The organism is Buchnera aphidicola (Pemphigus immunis), assembly GCF_964059115.1.
Classification (GTDB): Bacteria; Pseudomonadota; Gammaproteobacteria; order Enterobacterales; family Enterobacteriaceae; genus Buchnera_C; species Buchnera_C aphidicola_C.
In genome coordinates this window covers 261,245-284,529 of sequence record NZ_OZ060408.1, presented here as the reverse complement: position 1 = coordinate 284,529, position 23,285 = coordinate 261,245, and the positions used below count along the sequence as shown (strand labels likewise).

Here is a 23,285-nt window from a genome sequence, read left to right as displayed (position 1 = left end):
AATATGTCTTTATTAAATCCTTATTTTGGTGAATTTGGTGGTATGTATGTTCCTCAAATACTAATGCCTGCATTATATGAGTTAGAAAAAGCATTTATAGATTCTAGTCATGATCTCATTTTTAAAACTACTTTAGATAATTTATTAAAAAATTACGCAGGTAGACCAACTGCTCTTACTTTATGTAAAAACTTGACAAAAGGCACTAAAACGCGTCTTTATTTAAAAAGAGAAGATTTATTACACGGAGGAGCTCATAAAACTAATCAAGTTTTAGGACAAGCCTTATTAGCAATAAAAATGAAAAAAAAAGAGATTATTGCAGAAACAGGAGCTGGTCAACATGGAGTAGCTGCGGCTATGTCATCTGCTTTATTAGGTTTAAAATGTAGAATATATATGGGAAATAAGGATTATCAAAGACAATCACCAAACGTATTTCGAATGAGATTAATGGGAGCAAAAGTAATACCTGTAACGAATGGTTCTGAAACTTTAAAAGATGCTTGTAACGAATCTTTACGTGATTTTGCTGAAAATTATACGAAAGCGCATTATATGATAGGAACTGCTGCTGGCCCTCATCCTTATCCTACTATAGTAAAAAAATTTCAAAGTGTTATAGGGAAAGAAACGAAAAATCAAATTTTAGAACAAGAGGGAAAATTACCAAATGCAATTATTGCTTGTATTGGAGGAGGATCTAATGCCATTGGTATATTTTCTAGTTTTATTAATGAAAAAAAAGTTAATTTAATTGGAGTAGAAGCAGCAGGCAAAGGAATTGAAACAGATCAACATGGGGCTGCTTTAAAATTAGGTAGAATAGGAATATATTTTGGTATGAAAGCTCCTTTAATGCAAACAAAAGAAGGTCAAATTAAAGAATCATGGTCTATTTCTGCTGGATTAGACTTTCCTTCAGTAGGTCCTGAACACGCATGGTTAAAAAAAATTGGTCGTGCTAATTATGTATCTATAACAGATAAAGAAGCACTAACAGCTTTTCAAGCATTATCTGAAAAAGAAGGTATTATACCAGCTTTAGAATCCGCACATGCTTTAGGTTATGCCTTAAAATTAATTAAAAAAAATCCTAATAAAGAACAATTGTTAGTAGTAAATCTTTCGGGTCGTGGTGATAAAGACATTTTTACTGTTAGTAACATTTTAGAAAAGGAGAAATGTTAAGTGAATCGTTATCAAATGTTATTTGATAAATTAAATTTAAAAAAAGAAGGTTGTTTTATACCTTTTGTTACATTAGGAGATCCTTCTCCAGAAATATCATTAAAAATAATAGAAACATTAATTAAAAACGGTGCTGATGCTTTAGAATTGGGTATTCCATTTTCAGATCCAGTAGCGGACGGTGTCATTGTACAAAAAGCAAATTTAAGAGCATTATCTTCTGGTATCACATTAAAAAAATGTTTTGAAATTTTATCTATTGTAAGAAATAGGTATCCAATTCTACCTATTGGTCTACTCACTTATGCAAATATTATATTTAACAAGGGTATTGAAAAGTTTTATATAGATTGTTCTCGTATATCTATTGATTCAGTATTAATAGCAGATTTGCCTATTGAAGAATCGAAATATTTTTATAAAATGTCGGTTTCTCAAAATATTAAACCTATTTTTATTTGTCCTCCTGATGCTAATGAAAATGTAATACGTGAAATATCTTTATCTAGTACAGGTTATATATATTTATTATCCAGATCAGGTGTGACAGGTATAAATAAATATAAAGAAAAATCTTTAAATAATTTAATAAAAAAATTAAAAAAATATAATTCTACTCCTATTATTCAAGGTTTTGGTATTTCTAACGAATTACAAATTAAAAAATCTCTTTTATCTGGCACATCAGGAGTTATTTGTGGATCTATTTTAATTAAAGTTATTGAAAATAATTTATCTAACTTAGAAAAAATGTTTTTAAATTTGATTAATTTAGTAAAAACTTTAAAAAATGCAACTAAATAAATATAATTTTTATATTATCTTAACATTAACAAAATAGATAAGGATTTTTATATGCTTATTACTAAAAATATGTTGTACCGCGATACCCGTTATTTTATCTACAATAATATCTCATATATTATATTAATATCTTTTTTTATTACCTTTTTTCTAATATTATTAAATATTTTCATTACACCAGATATAAAAAAAATCTCTTTTTTGTATGAAGGAACAGCAATAAATTTATCTGAATTGTTTGATTTAATAAACAATATGAGCGTCGAACAAAAAATGATACTACTAAAATTATCTTTATCAAAAATATTATCTTCTATAATTGGTAATACTATTTTATTCAGTAGTGTAATCAGTTTAATTAACATTGTTTCTTCAGGTAAAAATGTTACGTTTAATTTATTTTTTTCTGTTTTAAAGACATCATTTAATAATTTATTATTATTAATTTTTGTATTAATTGTCATAATAAAATTAAGTTTTATATGTTTTTTTGTTCCTGGTATATTATTTTCAAGTTTTTTATCATTATCTCCTATTATTTTATCTATAGAAAACACTTCCATATTTAAATCTATATTATTTAGTTTTTATATAGTATATAAAAGATTTAAAATTATTTTTCCTTCTTTATTGTTATGGTTATTTTTAAAATTTTTATTTTTGTCAATATCTCTATTTTTTAATATATCGTGTTTAAATATAACTTTTTTATTTCTTTTTTTTATACAAAATTTTATATTTTCTTCTTTTATCATTCATTTATTTCGTTTTTATATGTTATTTCGTATAAATTAAAAATTTTAGGTATTGTAAAATGAGATATATTTTTAATTTAGTGTCCACTGGTATATTTTTTATAGCTTATCAAAAATATAACATGTTTTTAGCTATAAAATTATTAATTTTATTTTCTGGTTTGGCATTTTTCATTAATTTTTATTTTAATAAAAAAATAGATAAAATATATTTATTTAATTTTATTACTATTTTGCTTTTTGGATCTTTTAGTTTATTTATTCATAACAGTAATTATATGAAATGTAAAATTACTGTTATTTATTTTTTAATATTTTTATACTTACTTATTTATCAAATATGGAAAAAAGAATCATTTTTAAAAAAAATACTAGGAAAAGAATTAACTTTATCTAATATGATATGGAAAAAATTAGATTTCATATGGGCTATTTTTTTTCTTTCTTGTAGTATAATAAATCTATATATTACTTTCTTTTTTTCAGAGAATATATGGGTTAATTTTAAAATTTTCGGTTTAACAATATTAACAATTATTTGTGTAATAATATCTGTTGTTTACATTAATTATTGTAATTCAAAAAAAAAATAATTTATTACTATGTGAAATTTATACAATGATCATAAAAAAAATAGAAAATCATAATCGATTTCCAAAAGGTGAAATAGTACTTCAAACTCTCGCTATGCCTGCTGATACTAATGCAAACGGAAATATATTTGGTGGATGGATTATGTCACAAATGGACATTGGAGGAGCTATTTTAGCAAAAGAAATAGCTAAAGGACCGGTAGCAACAGTTCGTGTTGATAATATGATTTTTTTAAGATCAATATCTGTTGGTGATATAGTAAAATGCTACGCAAATTGTATTAAAACAGGTATCAGTTCTCTGACTATCAATGTAGAAATATGGATTGAAAAAATTTTTTTTAAACAAACTAGTCAATTTTATTGCGCTACTGAAGCGATATTTATTTACGTAGCTATTGACCAAAATGGAAAATCTCGTGCTATATTCCCTATAAATGTTATTTAAATTAAAGTTTAAATATAGATTGTGTCTCTAATACTATAAACCCTTACAATATATGTTTTTTATTGAAAATAATAGTAACTGATATAGTTATAATTTTTTCTGATAACTGACATTTAAAATAATTATTTAAGATAAGTATGACTATTTGTATATTATAGTAGCATAAAGAGGACTTCAATTAGATGACTACTCTATATATATCTCTATTTACTTGGCTATTCTTTTTTGGATATTGGATAATATTAATTAGTATAACTTATCAAATACTTACTAAAAGACATTCTACACCAGCTGCTATAGCATGGTTTTTAGTTATCTATATTTTCCCTATCTTTGGTATTGTTATCTGGTTATTTTTTGGTAAATTATACTTGGGTGAAAGAAGATTTCAATTAGCTAATAAAATATGGTCAAAAACTAATGTTTGGTTAACTGATTTTAAATCTTGTGAAACTTTCTTTGAAAAAAAAAATAGTGATGTTGCTACTTCATTATTCCAATTATGTAAACATAGACAAGGTATATCAGGTATTAAATGTGATCAGCTAAAATTATTGACTAATGCAAAAGAAATAATAAAAACTTTAATACATGATATCTATTTAGCAAAAAACAATATAGAAATGGTATTTTATATATGGAAACCAGGTGGTTTGGCAGATGATGTCGCTAATGCCTTAATTTCATCGGCAAAAAGAGGTATACATTGCAGATTAATGTTAGATTCAGCTGGCAGTGTTGATTTTTTTCGTAGTAAATGGGCACAAATAATGCGAAATTCTGGTATACAAGTAGTAGAAGCTTTAAAAATTAATATATTTCGCATATTTATACGTCGTATTGATTTAAGACAACATAGAAAAGTTATCTTAATAGATAATTACATTACATACACTGGTAGTATGAATCTAGTTGATCCTAGTTTATTTAAACAATCTGCTGGAGTAGGACAATGGATAGATTTAATGGCCCGAATAGAAGGACCTATAGCAGGTACTGTCGGAATTATTTATTCTTGTGACTGGGAAATTGAAACAGGTAAAAAAATTTTACCTAAAAAACCAAAAAAAAATAAAAATTTCTTAAAACTAAAAAAAAAACATAATTCAATTCAAGTAATTGCTTCAGGTCCTGGATTTCCTAAAAATATGATTCATCAAGCATTATTGACAGCTATTTATTCAGCTAGAAAAGAATTAATTATAACTACTCCTTATTTAGTTCCCAGTGATGATGTACACCATGCTATTTGTACAGCAGCACAAAGAGGTATAAAAGTAAGCATTATAATACCAAGATATAACGATTCTATTTTAGTAAAATGGGCCAGTCGAGCTTTTTTTAGTGAATTATTAGATGCCGGTGTGAAAATATATTTATTTGAAAAAGGATTATTACATAGTAAAAGTATTTTAGTAGATCAACAATTAAGTTTAATTGGTACTGCTAATTTAGATATGCGTAGTTTATGGTTAAATTTTGAAATTACTCTTGTAATTGATAATAGTCAATTTGGTAAAGACTTAGCATCTATACAATATGAATATATTTCTCATTCTAGATTATTAGATAAAAAATTATGGTCCATTCGTTCTCATTGGAAAATAATATTAGAAAATTTTTTTTATTTTTTTAATCCTTTGTTGTAAATATAAAATTCAAAAAAACATTTATATTACAGAGTACATTTCACTTAATATGCTATTTTGAAAACATTTTTGCAATAAAAATATTTATTTAAAAAATATAAAATCTTTATTTTTGAATTAAAATAAATTAATATATTAAATATTTAAAATGTTAACCATATAATCAACAAATTAATTATGAAGTAAAAATTCTATATTTTTATTATATTTAATAATTATTTTTTGGTATTCTATTTTACAATAAAAATAAAAATTATTTATATATATAAATAAATAAAAATGTATTAAATAAAACCTACAAAAAATCATATTTTATGATGAATAAAAAATTTTTTTAAAAAATATATGTTAATATATAAATATTAAATTTAATTATTATAATAATTAATATATATTGTATAATAATCAATTATTTTAATATAATATACAAATTATATTTTTATAAAACATCGATATTAATTTTAATTAAATACGAAAAACTAAAAATATAAGTATTGATACTTAAATATTTTTTTATTATTATAAATATAAAAATTTGATTTTATTTACTTTTTTATAATATAAAATATATACTTTGATATATTAATTGTCTAATAAAAAATATTAATTAAATATTAATTACTATTTATATTTTAATATGTATTAAAAATTTAAAATGAATTACTACAAAAATAATTTCAAATCTTTAAAATGTATTTTTATAAAAATACGGTTTTTTAATCATATTCTGAGATGGTACTATGAACGAAACACTGAAAATTCTCAATAATATTCGTACACTCCGAGCTCAAGCAAGAGAATGTTCTTTAGAAACTTTAGAAGAAATGTTAGAAAAATTAGAAGCAGTTGTTAATGAAAGAAGAGAAGAAGAAAATCAAGTTCAAGCAGAAATAAAAGAAAAAACAAGAAAATTGCAACAATATCGTGAAATGCTAATAGCAGATGGTATCGATCCAAATGAATTATTACAAACAATGACATCAAATAAAAATATAGGAAAACCTAAAAGAGCTACAAGACCTGCAAAATATAAATATATTGATGAAAATGGTGATTACAAAACTTGGACAGGTCAAGGACGTACACCTGCTATTATTAAAAATGCCATTTTAGACAAAGGGAAAAATTTAGAAGATTTTCTATTGTAGCTTTTTAAAATTAATGTTGCCAAAATAATAACGAAACATTAAAAATTAAAATTAATATAAAATTATTATTTATATTTTTATATAAAAGTTAATATTTAATAATTTCAAATTAAAAATGTTTCATATATTAAAATATTGATAAATCAATATAGGTGTTAAATATTAATAAAAATTATATACAAAAATATTATTTTTTCAAATACATGAAAATTCTTAAGATATTTAATTTTACTAAAATAAATCAAAATTTATAAAACGTTTTTATCGACATACTTTACAGAATTGTTTAATACCTTCTATTATAAGAAGTAGAAGGTTTAAACTAAATCATCTTATTTATTTATAAAATAAAATTATAATATTTATTCATATTTTATTTTATTTGAATACAATTATTTTATATTCAATAATTTTATATATAAATAATATTTTGTAAACATCATTAAAATATTTTTATATGTATTTTTTTTCATTATTTATATATATAAATAATTACTATTAATTATGGAAAACTATTTTTTTTTAAAAAAAAATGTCCCATTTTATTTGCTTTAGTATCTAAATACTTTGAATTTTTAGGATTTCTTCCAACAATAAGATCTACTCTTTCTACAATATTGATACCTGCATTTCTTAATTTTTCCATTTTAAATGGATTATTAGTTAACAATCTAATGTTATTTACCTTTAACAATTTTAATATATCAACACAAGGTGTGAAATCACGTTCATCTGCAGAAAAACCTAATTTATGATTTGCTTCCACAGTATCTAATCCTTTATCTTGTAAATGATAAGCATGTATTTTATTTAACAAACCGATATTCCTACCTTCTTGTCTGTGATAAATCAATATTCCACTACCTGCTTTAGCTATCGTTATTAATGCTGATTCTAATTGAAAACCACAATCACATCTTAAACTAAATAAAGCATCTCCGGTTAAACATTCAGAATGAATTCTAGTTAATATAGGATCAACTAAAGAAATATCACCATAAATAAGAGCTATGTGATTTTTTACACCTATTTCTTCTTCAAATCCAATAATGAAAAAATCACCCCATGGAGTAGGTAATTTTGCTTTAGATTTTTTTTTTAAGTTCATAAATTTTCCCAAAATTGTTATTTATTTAAAAATAATTTTATATTTTTTTGTAAATTAAAATTTAATTATATAATTTTATATATATTAAAAATTTTTAAAAAAAATTATTTATTTAAAATAAATATCAATACATATTTTAAATTAAATTAAGAAATTATTTTATATATTTTTATTTTACAAATAAAATCATTTATCCAATAATTAAATAAAAGATATAAAATCTATTAAGATTTAAGATCTATAAAAATTACTAAAAAATATTTATAAATTTTTAAATAAAATGTTTGATTAACTTAAATTAACAATTTTGTTGTTAAAAATAAAATTATTTAAATAATATCAAAATATGAATATCCTTTCATCATTTTTTATAAAAATAAAAATGAATTTATGCACATATTATATATGTATATAAAATAAAAAAATACATATTTACACCATATTCATAAAAAAGAATTTATTTCTTTTAATGTATGTAAAGGATTTTTTGAAAAAGTTACAGTACGGCCAACAACAATATAATCTACATTAAATTTCTTTGCCAAAGAAGGTGTAATAACTGTTTGCTGATCATATGCAGGATCTTCTTTTAATCTAATAGCTGGTGAAATAACTTTAAAATTAAAACCTAATTTTTTCTTTATATTCATAGATTCTGTACCGGGACAAACAACTCCATCTAAACCGTTTTTCTTTGCTAAAGTAGATAACATTAATACTTGATTAGCGATGGAAGAATTCACTCCTATTTCTCTTAAATCTTGTTCATTAAAACTAGTTAATACAGTAATGCCAATTAACAATGGTATATCTTTTTTAAATGAATTTAAAGCTAATTTTGCAGCTTGCAACATTTTACTACCACCAGATATATGAATACTAATCATCCATACTCCTAAATCCGCTGCTGCTGACACAGCTCCAAAAACTGTATTAGGTATATCGTGAAATTTTAAATCAAGAAAAATATCAAATCCAAGATTTTTTAATTGTATTATGAAAGGTTTGCCAAAAATAGAAAACATTTTTTTTCCAATTTTTAAACGATATATAGCAGGATCTAAATAATCAATTAATTTAAAAGCTTTATTTTTGTCAGAATAATCTAATGCAATTATAATTTTTGTAGTGAATTTAGAAATAATTTCTGACATTAAAAAACCTTAATATAAAAGTAAAAGATTGTTAAATCTTATCATATTATTTTAATAAAATAACATTTATTGTTAATATCTTTATTATCAAAAAATTTTAAAAAATATTGCTATTTATTTTTATAAAAATCTAATTTTAAAATTTTTAAAAAATTATAATATTTCTTTATTTATAATAAAGTTTATTATAGTATTTTAAATATGATAAAATCTAATATAAAATATTACTTAAGTATAATATTGAGAATGAGCATGATAAGAAGAACGAACCAAAGGTCCACAAAAAGCAGCTGTAAATCCCATTCTATATGCTTCTATTTCGAGTTGTTTAAATTCTAATGGTGTAATATATCTTTTAACAGGAAGATGTTGAAAACTAGGTTGTAAATATTGACCTAATGTGATCATAGTTACTCCATGAGAACGAAGATCATTCATAACTGATATTATTTCTTTGTTCTTTTCACCTAATCCTAACATTAAACCTGATTTCGTAGGTATTGTAGGATTATATAATTTAAATTTTTCTAATAATTTAAGTGATAAATTATAATTAGCTCCAGGACGAACATAAGAATATAAACGTGGTACATTTTCAATATTGTGATTAAATACATCAGGAGGGACTTTATTAATAATATGTAATGCTTGTTTACAACGGCCTCTAAAATCAGGAACTAATATTTCTACGGTAACTTTATTCATTTTTCTAATTTCTTTAATACAATCTATAAAATGTTGAGCTCCTCCATCATGCAAATCATCACGAGCAACAGATGTAATTACTACATAATTTATTTTCATTTTTGATATTACAGAAGCTAATTTTTTAGGTTCATTCTTATCTGGTAAAGAAGGTCTACCATTTTTTACTGCACAAAATCCGCAACGGCGAGTACATATAGATCCTAAAATCATAAAAGTAGCTGTATTATTATTAAAACATTCTGATATATTTGGACACAACGCCTCTTCACAAACAGAATGTAAATTGTTCATTTTTAAAATATTTTTTATTTTATTTACTTTATTTGAATTAGATAATACTTTTACTTTTATCCAATTAGGTTTTTTTAAAAAATTAATATTATTACTCATTCTAATAAGTGGTATTAAATGTGATTTATATTATTTTTATATTTATTTATAGATAATACTACTAACATTTAATAAATCAATTATTTTTTTTATCAATACCAATTTTATAATTTTACAATTGATATTTTTTTTAAAATTATATATTTGTGTCATACGAATCTTATTATTTCCACAAGGATAAATATGAAAAAAAGGACGCATATCCATATTAACATTTAAAGAAAAACCATGTAAAGAACAACTTTTTTTAATACGTAAACCAAAAGAACAAATTTTCTTGTTATCTACAAATATTCCTGGGTATTCTTGAACAATGTTTGATTTTATTGAAAAATAATGTAATGTAGCAATTACAGTTTTTTCTATTAAAGTAATAATGTCTCTTATTCCCATTTTTCTTCTTCTTAAATCTAATAATAAATATATTATTTGTTGACCTGGACCATGATAAGTAATTTTTCCTCCTCTGTCAGTATGAACCATTGGAATTTTACTAGTTATTAATCTATCTTTTTTTGTTCCTAATGGACCTAATGTAAAAATCGGATAATGTTGTACACACCATAATTCATCTAATGTTTTTATATCTCTAATAGCAGTAAATTTTTGCATTAAATCAGATACTTTTTCCCAGTGTTGTAAGCCTAAATCACGAATTATAATGGTATCATTATCCAATGGAGATCCTTAAAATTTAAAATAAATTAAGATTAATTAATATAAAAATATTTTTTTAAATTAAAAATAAAATAATTTTTAATTGATCAAAAAAACAGATTTAATTCCATTAATAATAAATTCTACACCTAATGACATCAGTAGTAAACCCATAATCCTTGTAATAATATTAATACCTGTATTTCCTAATATATGCATAAAAAAAGGAGCAGATCTAAACAATAACCAACATAATGCTGAAAATAATATGATTGATATCATACAACCTAACGTATGTTCAAAACCAGAATAACGGGTACTCCAAACAATAGTAGAACTAATTGCACCTGGTCCAGCAATTAATGGCATAGCTAATGGAACTACAGATATATTTTTAGAAATAGAAGATTTTATAGTATCTTGTTTTTTCTTCATATCTGATATTAATTTACCGTTTAACATAGACATAGCAATAATGATAACTAAAATTCCACCTGCAATACGAAAAGAATTGATAGAAATACCAAAAATGTTTAAAATAGTATTTCCTAACAGTAAAGCCGTACATAGAATAATTATTACCGATATATTGGCCACAAAGTTAGTATTATTCCTTTCTTGAAAAGTTTGATTACTAGTCATACTTGCAAAAATAGGAATCATACCTATTGGATTAACTAAAGCACATAAACTAATAAAAAATTTTATATAAGTAGAAATATCAGAAAATAAAATATCCACGTGTCACTCCTAATAGGAATTAAAGGTTTAATAGAATTATTATTAATAATAATTAATTTTAATAAATGATATTTTATCATGATGACTTATTATTGAAAAATAAAACTACTGATAATACATATAAAGTAGTAATTATTTTAGCAAAATAACTAATCCAACATAAAAATATTTTTAAAATTTAATCTATATTGAATTAGTTAAATATCAGATATTTTTTTTAGGAAAAATACACTGGTGTAGCTATGATGTTACGTGATTCAATTTTTATTTCTTTTAATCTTACTTTAATTATATCAGAAATACGATAAGCTATTTTGTTCTTAATATTGACTATCCCTTTTTCTTGATTACATATTACTTCATCTCTGTTCCTATGTAAAAAAAGTATAGGAATGAATATATTCGCACCATTTTCTATCAATTGCGCTTTAATACCACCACGAGTAATATCAGTAATTTCAGCATCAAAAATATTTTCATTAAATTTTGTTTTATTTAAAAAAATAACATATAGCCAATCTTCTACATCTCTTTCAGAAATTCTATTTCTACGACGACAATCGCTAATTTTAGAAGTAATAGAATTATTCGGTAACATTATTTTTTTATTTTGAATAATTGCTTTTAAAAAACGATGATTAACCATATCACCGTATTTTCTAATAGGAGAAGTCCATGTTGCATAAGATTTTAATCCTAAACCAAAATGAGGATACGGTATTAAACTTATTTCTCCAAAAGATTGTAAACGACGAATTCGACTACTAACATAATTGTTCGATAACTTATTGAGTTTACGATGAAGTTCACAAAATCCCGATAATGTAGTAATTTCTTTCACAGTCATTTCGATACCATAATGCAATAAAATTTCAATTACATGTTCTGCATTAATGTTATCAAATCCAGAATGAACATTATAAATTCCAAATCCTAAATATTTTGATAACACTTTTGCAGAACAAATGTTAGCAGAAATCATTGCTTCTTCAATTATTTTATGTGCAATTCGTCTTTGATTTCGAGATACACTTAAAATTTCTCCTTTTTCAGATATATGAAATTTATATTCAGAACGTTCTTTATGCACTAATGCATAAGTATTCCTCCATGTAGTACGAATTTTAGAAAAATGATTTAATAATAAAATTTGATTACTAATTTCGTCTGTTTTTGGTTTCCATGATCCTATGTTTTCTAACCAATCTGATACATTTTCGTATACTAATTGAGCTGCAGATTTTATCCATGCTAAAAAAAATTTAATTTTTTCTGATAAAATATTTCCTTTATTATCAACAACAATACGACAAACAAGAACTGGTCGTTTTACATTAGGTTTCAAAGAACACAAATCTTCAGACAAAATACGAGGTAACATGGGAATATTGAATCCTGGCAAATAATTAGTAAATCCTCTCTCTAAAGCTATTTGATTTATATTAGTACCTTCAGATATATAAGATGTTGGATCTGCAATAGCAACCAACAAACTCATATTTTCATTTTTTTCTTTTGTAATAAATAAAGCATCATCTATATCTTTGGTGTTTAAATTATCAATAGTTATAAATTCTAAATGAGTTAAATCTTGTCTATAAAGCAATTCATTAAAAATAATTTCTTTAGGATATATCTTAGGTTCATTTATAGGAAGATTATGATGTGATAAAATTACTTTCCATGGCACTAAAAAACTATTTTCTTCTGCAATAAATTTTATTATTTTAGCACGAAAAATTTTTTCTTTTTGTAATTTGTGAGAAATTAATTGTGCGATCACCCAATCTCCTGTTTTAAAATTACACAAACTATTTTTTTCAACATTACATAAAATTAATTTTCTTAAAAAAGGGTAATCAGGCAATATAAAAATATTGTTATTTTTTCGTTCTATTTTTCCTATAAATCTATTTAAAAAAGGTGCTATTAAACTTTCGGGTTTAGCTATTTCTCTATTTTTTTCCATATATATTCGAGCTGAAATTTTGTCACCATGCATTACTTTTTTCATATCACAAGGAGGTATAAAATAACTTTTTTGCAAATCAACGTCGAGAAATCCAAAACCTTTCTCGGTACTTTTTACAATACCTTCTACTCGAGGTAATTTATCATATAATTTCTTTTTTAATTTTTTAAGTAATGGATTATTTAAAAACATAATAATTAGACCTAAGTTTTAAAATAAAAATAATTTTTAATATACGAGATTATGTTTGGTTTTTTATAAAAATATTTAATATTCTATTCAATAAATTAAAGTATTAATTTTCCTAAATGTATTAAAAATATTATGTATAATGTTTATTTATATTTAATAAAATTAATAAAAAAGCTACAAATAAATTATTATAAATTTATTTATCAAAATAATTAAATATTTGTATATTAATAGATATATTAAATGATATTAATCATTCTATATATTCATAGATGTAATATTAAAACCACAATCAACATAAATAGTTTGTCCCGTAATTCCACTAGATAAATCAGAGCATAAAAAAGAAGCTGTATTACCTATATCTTGATATGTAATCGATCTACGAATTGGTGCCATTGAAGAATACATTTTCAATATTTTTTTAAAATTTTTAATACCAACTGAAGACACAGTTTTAATAGGACCAGAAGAAATCGCATTAACACGAATATTATCTGATCCTAAAGCATTAGCCATATATCTCATATTAGATTCTAAAGACGCTTTAGCTAATCCCATTACATTATAGTACGGAACTACTCGTTGAGATCCTAAATAAGACAAAGTAACTAAAGAAGAATTCTTGTTTAACATTTTTTTGCATTCTCTAGTCATTGCTACAAAACTATAAGAACTTATGTTATGTGATTTTTGAAATATATTTTTAGTAATGGTATCGATGTAATTTCCAGACAAATTACATGTTGAGGCAAAAGCAATAGAATGAACAAAACCGTCGAATTTTTTCCATATATTGGACAATTTAAAAAATAAATTTTTAATATTTTTATCAGAAACAACATTACAAGGTATAACAATATCCGAACCTAACTCTGAAGAAAATGATAGTATTCTTTTTTTTGATTTATAATCTCTACAAGTAAAAGCTAATTCTGCCCCATTAGAATACATTACTTTAGCAATACCGAAAGCTATTGAAAACTTATTTGATATCCCGGTAATTAGTATTTTTTTCCCTTTCAACATTTCTTTATTTTCATTATTTTATTATATTAAAAAATTAATTCAACATAAATTAACAATCATTACAATTATTAATAAATATTAAATTCTGATATTATTATTTTAAACATATTATCAGTTTTTACATATTAAATTTATTAATCATATATTATTTCCTTATTGAAATATTTTTTAAAATTAAAAATAAATTTTATGTGCAAGTAACATTATTACAATAATATATTATTTATTTTTAAGAAATTTGATATAGATTGTAACATTTTTTATATGATTGCTCAGATTTGTAATATTTTTAAAATTTATTTTATATAATTAAAAACTAATTTTTAATTAATTCATTTGTGTAAAAATAAATTACTTTTAATTAATAATTAATTAATAAATTTTTAATATTTTTACATCTATTAAAAATTTAAAAAAATAATCTGAAAATATTTTTTTAATTAATGACAATACTTTAAAAAAATATTTTTGAATATTATAAATATTCTTTTAAATCTATATTTATAGATATACAATTACAGTATTTTTGATACTAAGAAATGATTTATTTTTTATATAATTTATTTAACAAATATTCAATACAATTTCTATAATATACTATTTTTTACTAATTGTACTGCATCTCCTATATAATTACCAGGAGTGAAATTAATTAATTTTTCTTTTTCTGATATAGGAATATTTAAATTATTAATAAATTCATATAAAGTAATATTATTAATAATTTTCCCTCTTGTTAATTCTTTTAATTTTTCATAAGAATTAATAATGCCGTACTTTTTCATTACAGTTTGTATAGCTTCAGATAATACTTCCCAATTTTTATCTAAATCTTTTGATAATTTTTCTGTATTAATTTCTATTTTTTTTATACCAGTTAATACCGAATCATATGCTATTACTGAATATGATACAATTACTCCTAAATTACGTAATACTGTTGAATCACTTAAGTCTCTTTGCCAACGAGAAATAAGTAATTTAGATGTTATATGATAAATAACAGCATTAGCTAATCCTAAATTGCCTTCTGAGTTTTCAAAATGAATTGGATTAATTTTATGAGGCATAGTTGAAGAACTAACTTCACTAGAAATATATTTTTGTTTAAAATAACCAAGTGAAATATATCCCCACATATCTTTATTAAAATCTAATAAAATATTATTAAAAATAGATATACAATTAAACAACTCAGCTATATAGTCATGTGGTTCTATTTGCGTTGTATAAGGATTCCAAACTATTCCTAATGATGTCACAAATTCTTCGCTGATTTTATGCCAATCTATATCAGGATATGCAGCTAAATGAGCATTATAATTTCCTGTTGCTCCATTAAATTTACCTAATATATCTATATTATTTAATTTTTTTAGTTGTCGTATCATCCGATAAGAAAAATTAAGCATTTCTTTTCCTACTGTAGATGGACTTGCTGGCTGCCCATGAGTACGAGATAATATTGGTATTTCTTTATAAGAAAAAGCCATATTATTTATAGCATGAATTATTTTTTTCCAATACACAATTATTACGTTTTCTTTAGCAGTTTTTAAAATTAAAGCATATGCTAAATTATTAATATCTTCAGATGTACAAGCAAAATGAATATATTCTGCAATTGGTCTTAATTCCAATCTACTAAAAAATTTTTTTTTCAAAAAATATTCTACAGCTTTTATATCATGTTTTGTACTTTTTTCTAAAAATTTAATATATTCAGCATCTTTTTCATTAAAATTATTAACAATGTTATCTAAAAATTGTTCTGTACTATCTTGAAAATTAGTAATTTCTAATATTTTTGGCATCTTAGATAATTTTTTAATCCAATCAATTTCAATTTTAATACGAAACTTTAATAAAGCATATTCACTAAATATAGATCTTAAAAAAAAAGTTTTTTCTCCATAACGACCATCTATTGGAGAAATAGCTGTTAAATTAGATAGTATCATTAATAATCCTGAGTATTGATATGTATTTAATAAATAGAATTTAAAAATTTAAAATACTACTTATTTATTTTATATTTACAAGTATGCGTTTAACTTCAATATTAAAACGATTACGAAAAAATATAAGTTGTAATCTATTTCCACCTACTTGACGCCAAAGTACTGCTGAACGAATCCCAGCAAGTAATATTGATCTTAATTTACTTTGTACTTCTACTTTATTTAATATAGAAGCTGTACCTACAATTTTAATTCTTGAACCTAAAGTACTAATAACATCTAAATAGATTTCAGATAATTCATTGATCATATTAATATCATTTATTTCAATATTTCTAACCTTATTTTTTTTTATTATTCTTAAACGATAAGATAAATTTTTTAATGCAATTTTATTTTTTATTAATTTCCGTTCTAATACCATAATACCAAAAATATATTTTATTAAATAAAAAGATATAGAAGTATTGTTGGTTATATTTAAAATAGTCAGTAAAGTATTAAAACCTAAATTTAAATTTTTTTCATCATCTCCATACACCGATAAAACTGTTTTAGGGTTCATGTTTAAAATACTTTCTATACTTATTTTAAAAGCTTCATCGTCACAATTTCCTGTTTGTGATAATTGATATACCAAATGAGCAGCTTGACATAAACCAGCAAGTGACAATGTAAGAGAATTAATATTTTTAATCATTATCACATTTTCCAATATATAAGTTATGTATTAAAATTAAATAATAATAATTATTTTATCTTTTTTAACGGAATTAATGTATCGATAATTCCACCACCAATACATACTTCTAATAAATAAAATACTGCTGATTGTCCTGGTGTAACAGCAGGTACTGAATTTTTAAAAATGACTTTAACGCAACTATCATTAATAGGAATTAAGTAACACTGTATATCTATTTGACGATATCTAGTTTTAACAGTACAGGCCATTTCTTTTTTTAATATTTTACCATTAATCCAATTTATTTTTTTCACTATTATCCCAATAGACATTAAATGAGGATTATCTTTACCTTGAGCTACAATTAAAGAATTAGTTAACAAATCTTTATTCACCACATACCATGCTTTATTATTTAAATTCTTTATCCCACCTATTCTTAAACCTTTTCTTTGTCCTAAAGTATAAAACATTAAACCATTATGTTTACCTATTTTATAACCTTCAGTAGTAATAATTTTCCCTATTTTTTTTGGAAAATAATAACTCAAAAAATTATTAAATTTTTTAGGAGAAATAAAACATATTCCTGTCGAATCCTTTTTTTCTGCCACACTTATATTTAATTTTTTAGCAATTTTACGTACTTGTATTTTTTTTAATTTACCTACCGGAAATAAAATTTTTTTTATTTTTTCTGTATTTAAAGTATATAAAAAATAACTTTGATCTTTATTACTATCTACACCTCTTAATAATCTTAGTTGGTTATTTATAATTTTAGTACGAACATAATGTCCTGTAGCAATAAAATTTCCTTTAAGTATTTTTAAAGCAAATTCAAAAAATACTTTAAATTTTATTTCTTTATTACACAAAATATCTGGATTAGGTGTTCGTCCTCTTTCATATTCTGATAAAAAATTTTTAAAAACATATTCCCAATATTCTGAAGAAAAATTTATTTTATGTAAATAAATACCTAATTTATTACATACTTCTTGTGCATCTAATAAATCTTGATGAGCTGTACAATAACTTTCAGTATCATCTTCTTCCCAATTTTTCATAAATAATCCTTCTACTTGATATTTTTTCTTCAGTAATAACCAAGCAGATACAGAAGAATCTACACCTCCAGACATAGCCACAATAACTTTTTGAGTACTTTTTTTATACATTTTTTTCAAAATTATATATAAAGAATTTAAAATATACTAACATAATCTAAAAAACGACTACAAATTATTATTTTAATAATAATTTTAAATACTATCATAGCATAATTATGTTTAATTTAAAAAATAGCAAAAAACTTATACTTTATATATTAAATATAATGATAAAATTTTTATTTTTAAATAAATATTTATCTACAATTAATAATTATTAATCCTTATTTGTTAAATAAAAAAGTTTATTTTTATCAATAAATAATTATCACATTTTATTAATACAATAATTTTAAAATTATAAAAAATAATTATTATTAATAATAATGTAATTTTCTTTTTTTTTCGATATTATAAAATAATAATTTTATATTAAAAATGTAAAAACAAATATTCAATATAAAACTTACAAAAATGGTATATTTATTAATATGATTAAGCAAATAAGAAATTTTTCTATTATTGCGCATATTGATCATGGAAAATCAACACTTTCTGATCGTTTTATCCAAATATGTAATGGTTTATCAAAAAGAGAAATGCATAACCAAGTTCTTGACTCTATGGATTTAGAAAAAGAAAGAGGAATTACAATTAAAGCACAAAGTGTAACTATTAACTATAAAAATAAATATAATAAATTATTTCAATTAAACTTTATAGATACACCTGGTCATGTTAATTTTTCCTATGAAGTTTCACGTTCTTTATCTGCATGTGAAGGAGCTTTGTTAGTTGTTGATGCTTCTCAAGGAGTAGAAGCACAGACAGTTGCCAATTGTCGTACAGCATTAGAAATGAATTTAAAAATTATTCCTGTATTAAATAAAATAGATTTACCAACTGCTAATCCTTTACGTACATTAAAAGAAATAGAAGATATTATAGGAATTTCTACATCTAATGTTATTCAATGTTCTGCAAAAACAGGTCATGGAGTAATTGATTTATTAGAACAAATTATTACAGAAATTCCTTATCCTAAAGGAAACATAAAAGCACCATTACAAGCATTAATTATTGATTCATGGTTTGACAATTATTTAGGAGTAGTATCACTAGTCTGTATTAAAAATGGATTACTCGAAAAAAATACTAAAATAAAAGTCATGGATACTAATAAAATTTATAAAGTAGAACAAGTAGGAATTTTTACACCAAAAAGAAAAATTAAAGAATATTTACAATGTGGAGAAGTAGGATGGGTTATATATGGTGTAAAAGATATAAAAAGTGCACCTGTTGGTGCTACTCTTACTTCATTTTTTAATCCATCAATAAAAAAAATATCAGGATTAAAAAAAATCACACCTCAAGTGTATGCTGGATTATTTCCTATCAGTTCTGAACAATATGAAACATTCCGAGATGCTTTAGGAAAATTAAATTTAAATGATGCTTCATTATTTTATGAACCGGAAAATTCTACTGCTCTTGGTTTTGGTTTTAGATGTGGATTTTTAGGATTATTACATATGGAAATAGTGTTAGCAAGATTAGAAAGAGAATATAACTTAGATTTAATTGCAACTATGCCTACAGTTGTTTATGAAATTGAAACTATTGATAATAACATTATTTATTTAGATACTCCTTGTAAATTATCGGCTCTCAACAACATTAAAACTATCAGAGAACCCATTGCTGAATGTAATATGCTACTACCTCCTAAATATTTAGGTAATGTTATAAAATTATGCATAGAAAAAAGAGGTATACAAAGTAAGATGATCTATCATGATCATCAAGTCATTCTTACTTATGAAATTCCTATGTCTGAAATTATTCTTAATTTTTTTGATCAATTAAAATCTATTTCTAGCGGTTATGCTTCTTTAGAATACCGCTTTAAAAAATTTAAAACTTCTAATTTAGTATGTGTAGATATATTAGTTAATACTGAAAAAGTTGATGCATTATCATTTATCACTCATCAAAATTGTTCTCGATATCAATCTCGTGAAATGATAAAGAAAATGAAAGAATTAATTCCAAGACATCAGTTTGATATTCCTATCCAAGCAGCAATTGGAAAACATATTATAGCTCGAGAAACTATTAAACAATTACGTAAAAATGTATTAGCAAAATGTTATGGTGGAGATATTACTAGAAAGAAAAAATTGTTAAAAAAACAAAAAATAGGAAAAAAAAGGATGAAAAAAATTGGTAATATAGAAGTTCCAAAAAATGTATTTCTTGCAATTTTAAATATTGATAAAAATAATAAATAAGGTAATTTTATGTCTGATATTTTAGCTATATTTTTTTTAATAGCTACATTAATAACAGCTATTTTTTGGATAATAAATAAAAAACAAAATTATAGATTTAAAAATAAAAAAAATATTTTATTTAATAAAAATAGAAAATATTATAATTTTTTTAAAAAAACAAAATGTATTTCATATATTGCTTCTTTTTTTCCAACATTTATAGTGATATTTATAATCCGTTCTTTTATTTACGAACCTTTTCAAATACCTTCTGGATCTATGATGCCAACATTATTGACAGGAGATTTTATTTTAGTAGAAAAATTTTCTTATGGTATAAAAGATCCTATTTTACATTATAAATTTTTTGATACAGGAAAACCAAAAAGAGGAGATATAGTAGTTTTTAGAAATCCATATAATATAAAAATTTTTTATGTTAAACGGGTTATAGGTCTACCTGGTGACCAAATTACCTATGATGCTATAAATAAAATATTTAAAATTCAACAAAAATGTTATGAAGAAAAATATTGCCAAAAAAACATTTCTACAGTACATAAAAAATACGAATTGAATGAAAATATTAAGAATAAAATTCAATTGACTAATAATGAGGAAAATACAACTTTATATTATGTTAATCCCAATAACAAAAAGTTTATTCCTGTAACATTTAACGTTTTTCAAGAAAAAATAGATAAAAAAATATTTAATATTCTCTTATCTGATCAAATAACAGATCAAATAAATGAATATTATCAACAAGAAGGTCAAAAAAAAGGTTGTTGGATTGTTCCTAAAAATCAATACTTTATGATTGGAGATAATAGAGATGATAGCTTCGATAGTCGTTATTGGGGTTTTGTTCCTGAAAAAAATTTAGTGGGAAAAGTAATTACAATATGGATGAGCTTTAATAAAGAAGAAAATAAATGGCCAGTTGGTATCCGATTAAATCGAATAGGAAATATTTATTAAAAACATTTTATATATTTATTAAATAAATACATTATTTAATATCTTTTAAAAATTACCAGCTGTAAAAAAATTATTTTCATTATTTTTATAATCTTAACAATTTTAAAAAATTTAAATTTAACAATAATATGAACTATATCCTAATAGATAGGCTACAGCAGACACTTGGCTATACTTTTGTGCAAAAAGAACTTTTAACTCAAGCTTTAACTCATCGTAGCGCTAACAGCAAACATAATGAACGTCTTGAATTTTTAGGTGACTCTATTTTAAGTTTTGTGATAGCCAATGCTTTATATCATCATTTTCCATATGTAAATGAAGGTGATATGAGTAGAATGAGAGCAACTTTAGTTCGAGGAAATACTTTAGCTGAAATAGCAAGTGAATTTGATTTAGGAGACTATTTACAATTAGGACAAGGAGAATTAAAAAGTGGAGGATTCCGTCGTGAATCTATTTTAGCTAATACAGTTGAAGCTTTAATTGGTAGTATTTTCTTAGATAGCAACATTAATATTGTAGCAGAATTGATTCTAAAATGGTATGCTAAACGTTTAAAAAAAATCAGTCCTGGAGATACACAAAAAGATCCTAAAACTAGATTACAAGAATATTTGCAAGCCAAACATTTACCTTTACCAACATATTTAGTTGAACAAGTATACGGAGAAGCTCATAATCAAGTTTTTACTGTTCACTGTGAAATAAGTGGTATTACTGAACGTTCAGTTGGTATAGGCCCAAGTCGTCGAAAAGCAGAGCAAGATGCTGCTCTAAACGCTTTGATAAAGTTGGAGATAGAATGAAGAATAATCAGTATTATTCAGGAATAATTACAATAATAGGACAGTCTAATACAGGCAAATCTACAATATTAAATAAAATAATGGGAGAAAAAATATCCATTACTTCTCATACATTACACACTACTCAAAGGAATATCTTTGGCATTCAAACTCAAGAAAATTATCAATCAATTTATATTGATACACCTGGAATTCAAAAAATAAAAAAAAAATATATTAAAAATATAATAGACAAAAAAATAGATGGAATTATTTTAAATTCAAATATTATTATATTTGTAGTAGAACATATAAAATGGAATATCAACGACGAAATAATATTAAATAAAATAAAAAAAAATACTATTCCAATAATACTTGTAATAAATAAAATCGATCTTATTAAAAATAAACAATTATTCTTACCTCATGTTAATTTTTTACAGAAAAAAATATGTTTTAAAGAAATTATTTTCATTTCAGCAAAAAATGGAGAAAATATTAAAAAATTATCTGATATAATAAAAAATTATTTACCTCCAGCTTCTCATTGTTTTCCTAAAGAAAAAAAAACCAGTTATTCTAAAAAATTTATTTTTTCAGAAATAATACGTGAAAAAATAATACGTAATTTAAACAAAGAATTACCATATATAATTAAAGTTACAATTAAAAATTTGATTCATCAACAAGAAAAAAAAATTATTCATGCTATTATTTTTGTAAAAAATATTAATCAAAAAAAGATATTAATAGGAAAAAATGGTAGAATTGTAAAAAAAATTGGTATTTTAGCTAGAAAAGAAATAGAAAAACTTTTTAAAATTAAAGTATCTTTATATTTGTGGATTAAAATAGATTTTAATAAGTAAATGTGTATACATTTAAACCGTTATTCTTATTTAAATTAAATATATTTTTCATATAATAAATTAAATCAGGT

At 22.8% G+C, this 23,285-nt stretch carries 21 protein-coding genes; 11 read left to right on the top strand and 10 right to left on the bottom strand.

Going from position 1 to position 23,285, the window contains the following annotated elements; genetic code table 11:
- Window positions 1-3: 3 nt before the first annotated feature.
- The 7 genes from trpB (at window position 4) to hns (ending at window position 6,588) form a co-directional block, all read left to right on the top strand.
- The gene (gene trpB / locus AB4W77_RS01220) at window positions 4-1,191 is read left to right on the top strand and encodes a tryptophan synthase subunit beta (protein ID WP_367681655.1); all 1,188 of its coding nucleotides are present in this window, start codon (window positions 4-6) and stop codon (window positions 1,189-1,191) included.
- A complete protein-coding gene (trpA, locus tag AB4W77_RS01215; RefSeq protein WP_367681654.1) occupies window positions 1,192-1,995 on the top strand; it encodes a tryptophan synthase subunit alpha in 804 nt (267 codons plus the stop codon). It abuts the gene before it with no gap.
- A 51-nt stretch (window positions 1,996-2,046) separates the two neighbouring features.
- Entirely contained in the window at window positions 2,047-2,790 is a 744-nt protein-coding gene (locus tag AB4W77_RS01210) for a YciC family protein (protein ID WP_367681653.1), read from the top strand.
- Between the two features lie 19 nt (window positions 2,791-2,809).
- Window positions 2,810-3,343 (top strand): septation protein IspZ, encoded by a 534-nt coding sequence (locus tag AB4W77_RS01205; protein WP_367681652.1) that lies wholly within the window; start codon window positions 2,810-2,812, stop codon window positions 3,341-3,343.
- A 40-nt stretch (window positions 3,344-3,383) separates the two neighbouring features.
- Entirely contained in the window at window positions 3,384-3,791 is a 408-nt protein-coding gene (gene yciA, locus AB4W77_RS01200) for an acyl-CoA thioester hydrolase YciA (RefSeq protein ID WP_367681676.1), read from the top strand.
- A gap of 182 nt (window positions 3,792-3,973) precedes the next feature.
- Entirely contained in the window at window positions 3,974-5,440 is a 1,467-nt protein-coding gene (gene cls, locus AB4W77_RS01195) for a cardiolipin synthase (RefSeq protein WP_367681651.1), read from the top strand.
- Window positions 5,441-6,180: 740 nt separating this feature from the next.
- Window positions 6,181-6,588, top strand: a complete 408-nt coding sequence (hns, locus tag AB4W77_RS01190; protein WP_367681650.1) for a histone-like nucleoid-structuring protein H-NS — start codon at window positions 6,181-6,183, stop codon at window positions 6,586-6,588.
- 502 nt (window positions 6,589-7,090) lie between these two features.
- On the opposite strand, the gene ribA is transcribed toward hns, so the two are convergent.
- The 10 genes from ribA to mnmA form a co-directional block, all read right to left on the bottom strand.
- Window positions 7,091-7,696, bottom strand: coding sequence for a GTP cyclohydrolase II (gene ribA, locus AB4W77_RS01185; protein WP_367681649.1), 606 nt, complete (start codon window positions 7,694-7,696; stop codon window positions 7,091-7,093).
- Between the two features lie 443 nt (window positions 7,697-8,139).
- On the bottom strand, window positions 8,140-8,850 hold the full coding sequence (gene pyrF / locus AB4W77_RS01180; protein ID WP_367681648.1) for an orotidine-5'-phosphate decarboxylase: 711 nt from the start codon (window positions 8,848-8,850) through the stop codon (window positions 8,140-8,142).
- Between the two features lie 228 nt (window positions 8,851-9,078).
- A complete protein-coding gene (gene lipA / locus AB4W77_RS01175; protein ID WP_367681647.1) occupies window positions 9,079-9,948 on the bottom strand; it encodes a lipoyl synthase in 870 nt (289 codons plus the stop codon).
- Window positions 9,949-9,990: 42 nt separating this feature from the next.
- Window positions 9,991-10,626 (bottom strand): lipoyl(octanoyl) transferase LipB, encoded by a 636-nt coding sequence (gene lipB / locus AB4W77_RS01170; protein ID WP_367681646.1) that lies wholly within the window; start codon window positions 10,624-10,626, stop codon window positions 9,991-9,993.
- A 78-nt stretch (window positions 10,627-10,704) separates the two neighbouring features.
- Window positions 10,705-11,346, bottom strand: coding sequence for a YchE family NAAT transporter (locus AB4W77_RS01165; RefSeq protein WP_367681645.1), 642 nt, complete (start codon window positions 11,344-11,346; stop codon window positions 10,705-10,707).
- A 217-nt stretch (window positions 11,347-11,563) separates the two neighbouring features.
- Window positions 11,564-13,510, bottom strand: coding sequence for an exoribonuclease II (locus AB4W77_RS01160; protein ID WP_367681644.1), 1,947 nt, complete (start codon window positions 13,508-13,510; stop codon window positions 11,564-11,566).
- 258 nt (window positions 13,511-13,768) lie between these two features.
- Window positions 13,769-14,539, bottom strand: coding sequence for an enoyl-ACP reductase (locus AB4W77_RS01155; protein ID WP_367681643.1), 771 nt, complete (start codon window positions 14,537-14,539; stop codon window positions 13,769-13,771).
- A gap of 587 nt (window positions 14,540-15,126) precedes the next feature.
- A complete protein-coding gene (gene purB / locus AB4W77_RS01150) occupies window positions 15,127-16,500 on the bottom strand; it encodes an adenylosuccinate lyase (RefSeq protein ID WP_367681642.1) in 1,374 nt (457 codons plus the stop codon).
- Window positions 16,501-16,564: 64 nt separating this feature from the next.
- A complete protein-coding gene (gene hflD, locus AB4W77_RS01145; protein ID WP_367681641.1) occupies window positions 16,565-17,200 on the bottom strand; it encodes a high frequency lysogenization protein HflD in 636 nt (211 codons plus the stop codon).
- A 50-nt stretch (window positions 17,201-17,250) separates the two neighbouring features.
- Window positions 17,251-18,366: a tRNA 2-thiouridine(34) synthase MnmA gene (gene mnmA / locus AB4W77_RS01140; RefSeq protein ID WP_367681640.1), complete on the bottom strand. Its 1,116-nt coding sequence runs from the start codon at window positions 18,364-18,366 to the stop codon at window positions 17,251-17,253.
- Window positions 18,367-18,791: 425 nt separating this feature from the next.
- Between mnmA and lepA the strand changes: the two genes are divergently transcribed.
- The 4 genes from lepA (at window position 18,792) to era (ending at window position 23,214) form a co-directional block, all read left to right on the top strand.
- Window positions 18,792-20,591, top strand: a complete 1,800-nt coding sequence (lepA, locus tag AB4W77_RS01135) for a translation elongation factor 4 (RefSeq protein WP_367681675.1) — start codon at window positions 18,792-18,794, stop codon at window positions 20,589-20,591.
- Between the two features lie 9 nt (window positions 20,592-20,600).
- On the top strand, window positions 20,601-21,554 hold the full coding sequence (lepB, locus tag AB4W77_RS01130) for a signal peptidase I (RefSeq protein WP_367681639.1): 954 nt from the start codon (window positions 20,601-20,603) through the stop codon (window positions 21,552-21,554).
- 128 nt (window positions 21,555-21,682) lie between these two features.
- On the top strand, window positions 21,683-22,363 hold the full coding sequence (gene rnc, locus AB4W77_RS01125) for a ribonuclease III (RefSeq protein WP_367681638.1): 681 nt from the start codon (window positions 21,683-21,685) through the stop codon (window positions 22,361-22,363).
- Complete coding sequence (era, locus tag AB4W77_RS01120) at window positions 22,360-23,214, top strand: GTPase Era (protein ID WP_367681637.1); 855 nt, start codon at window positions 22,360-22,362, stop codon at window positions 23,212-23,214. Before rnc ends, era begins: the two co-directional genes overlap by 4 nt.
- Window positions 23,215-23,285: the final 71 nt, after the last annotated feature.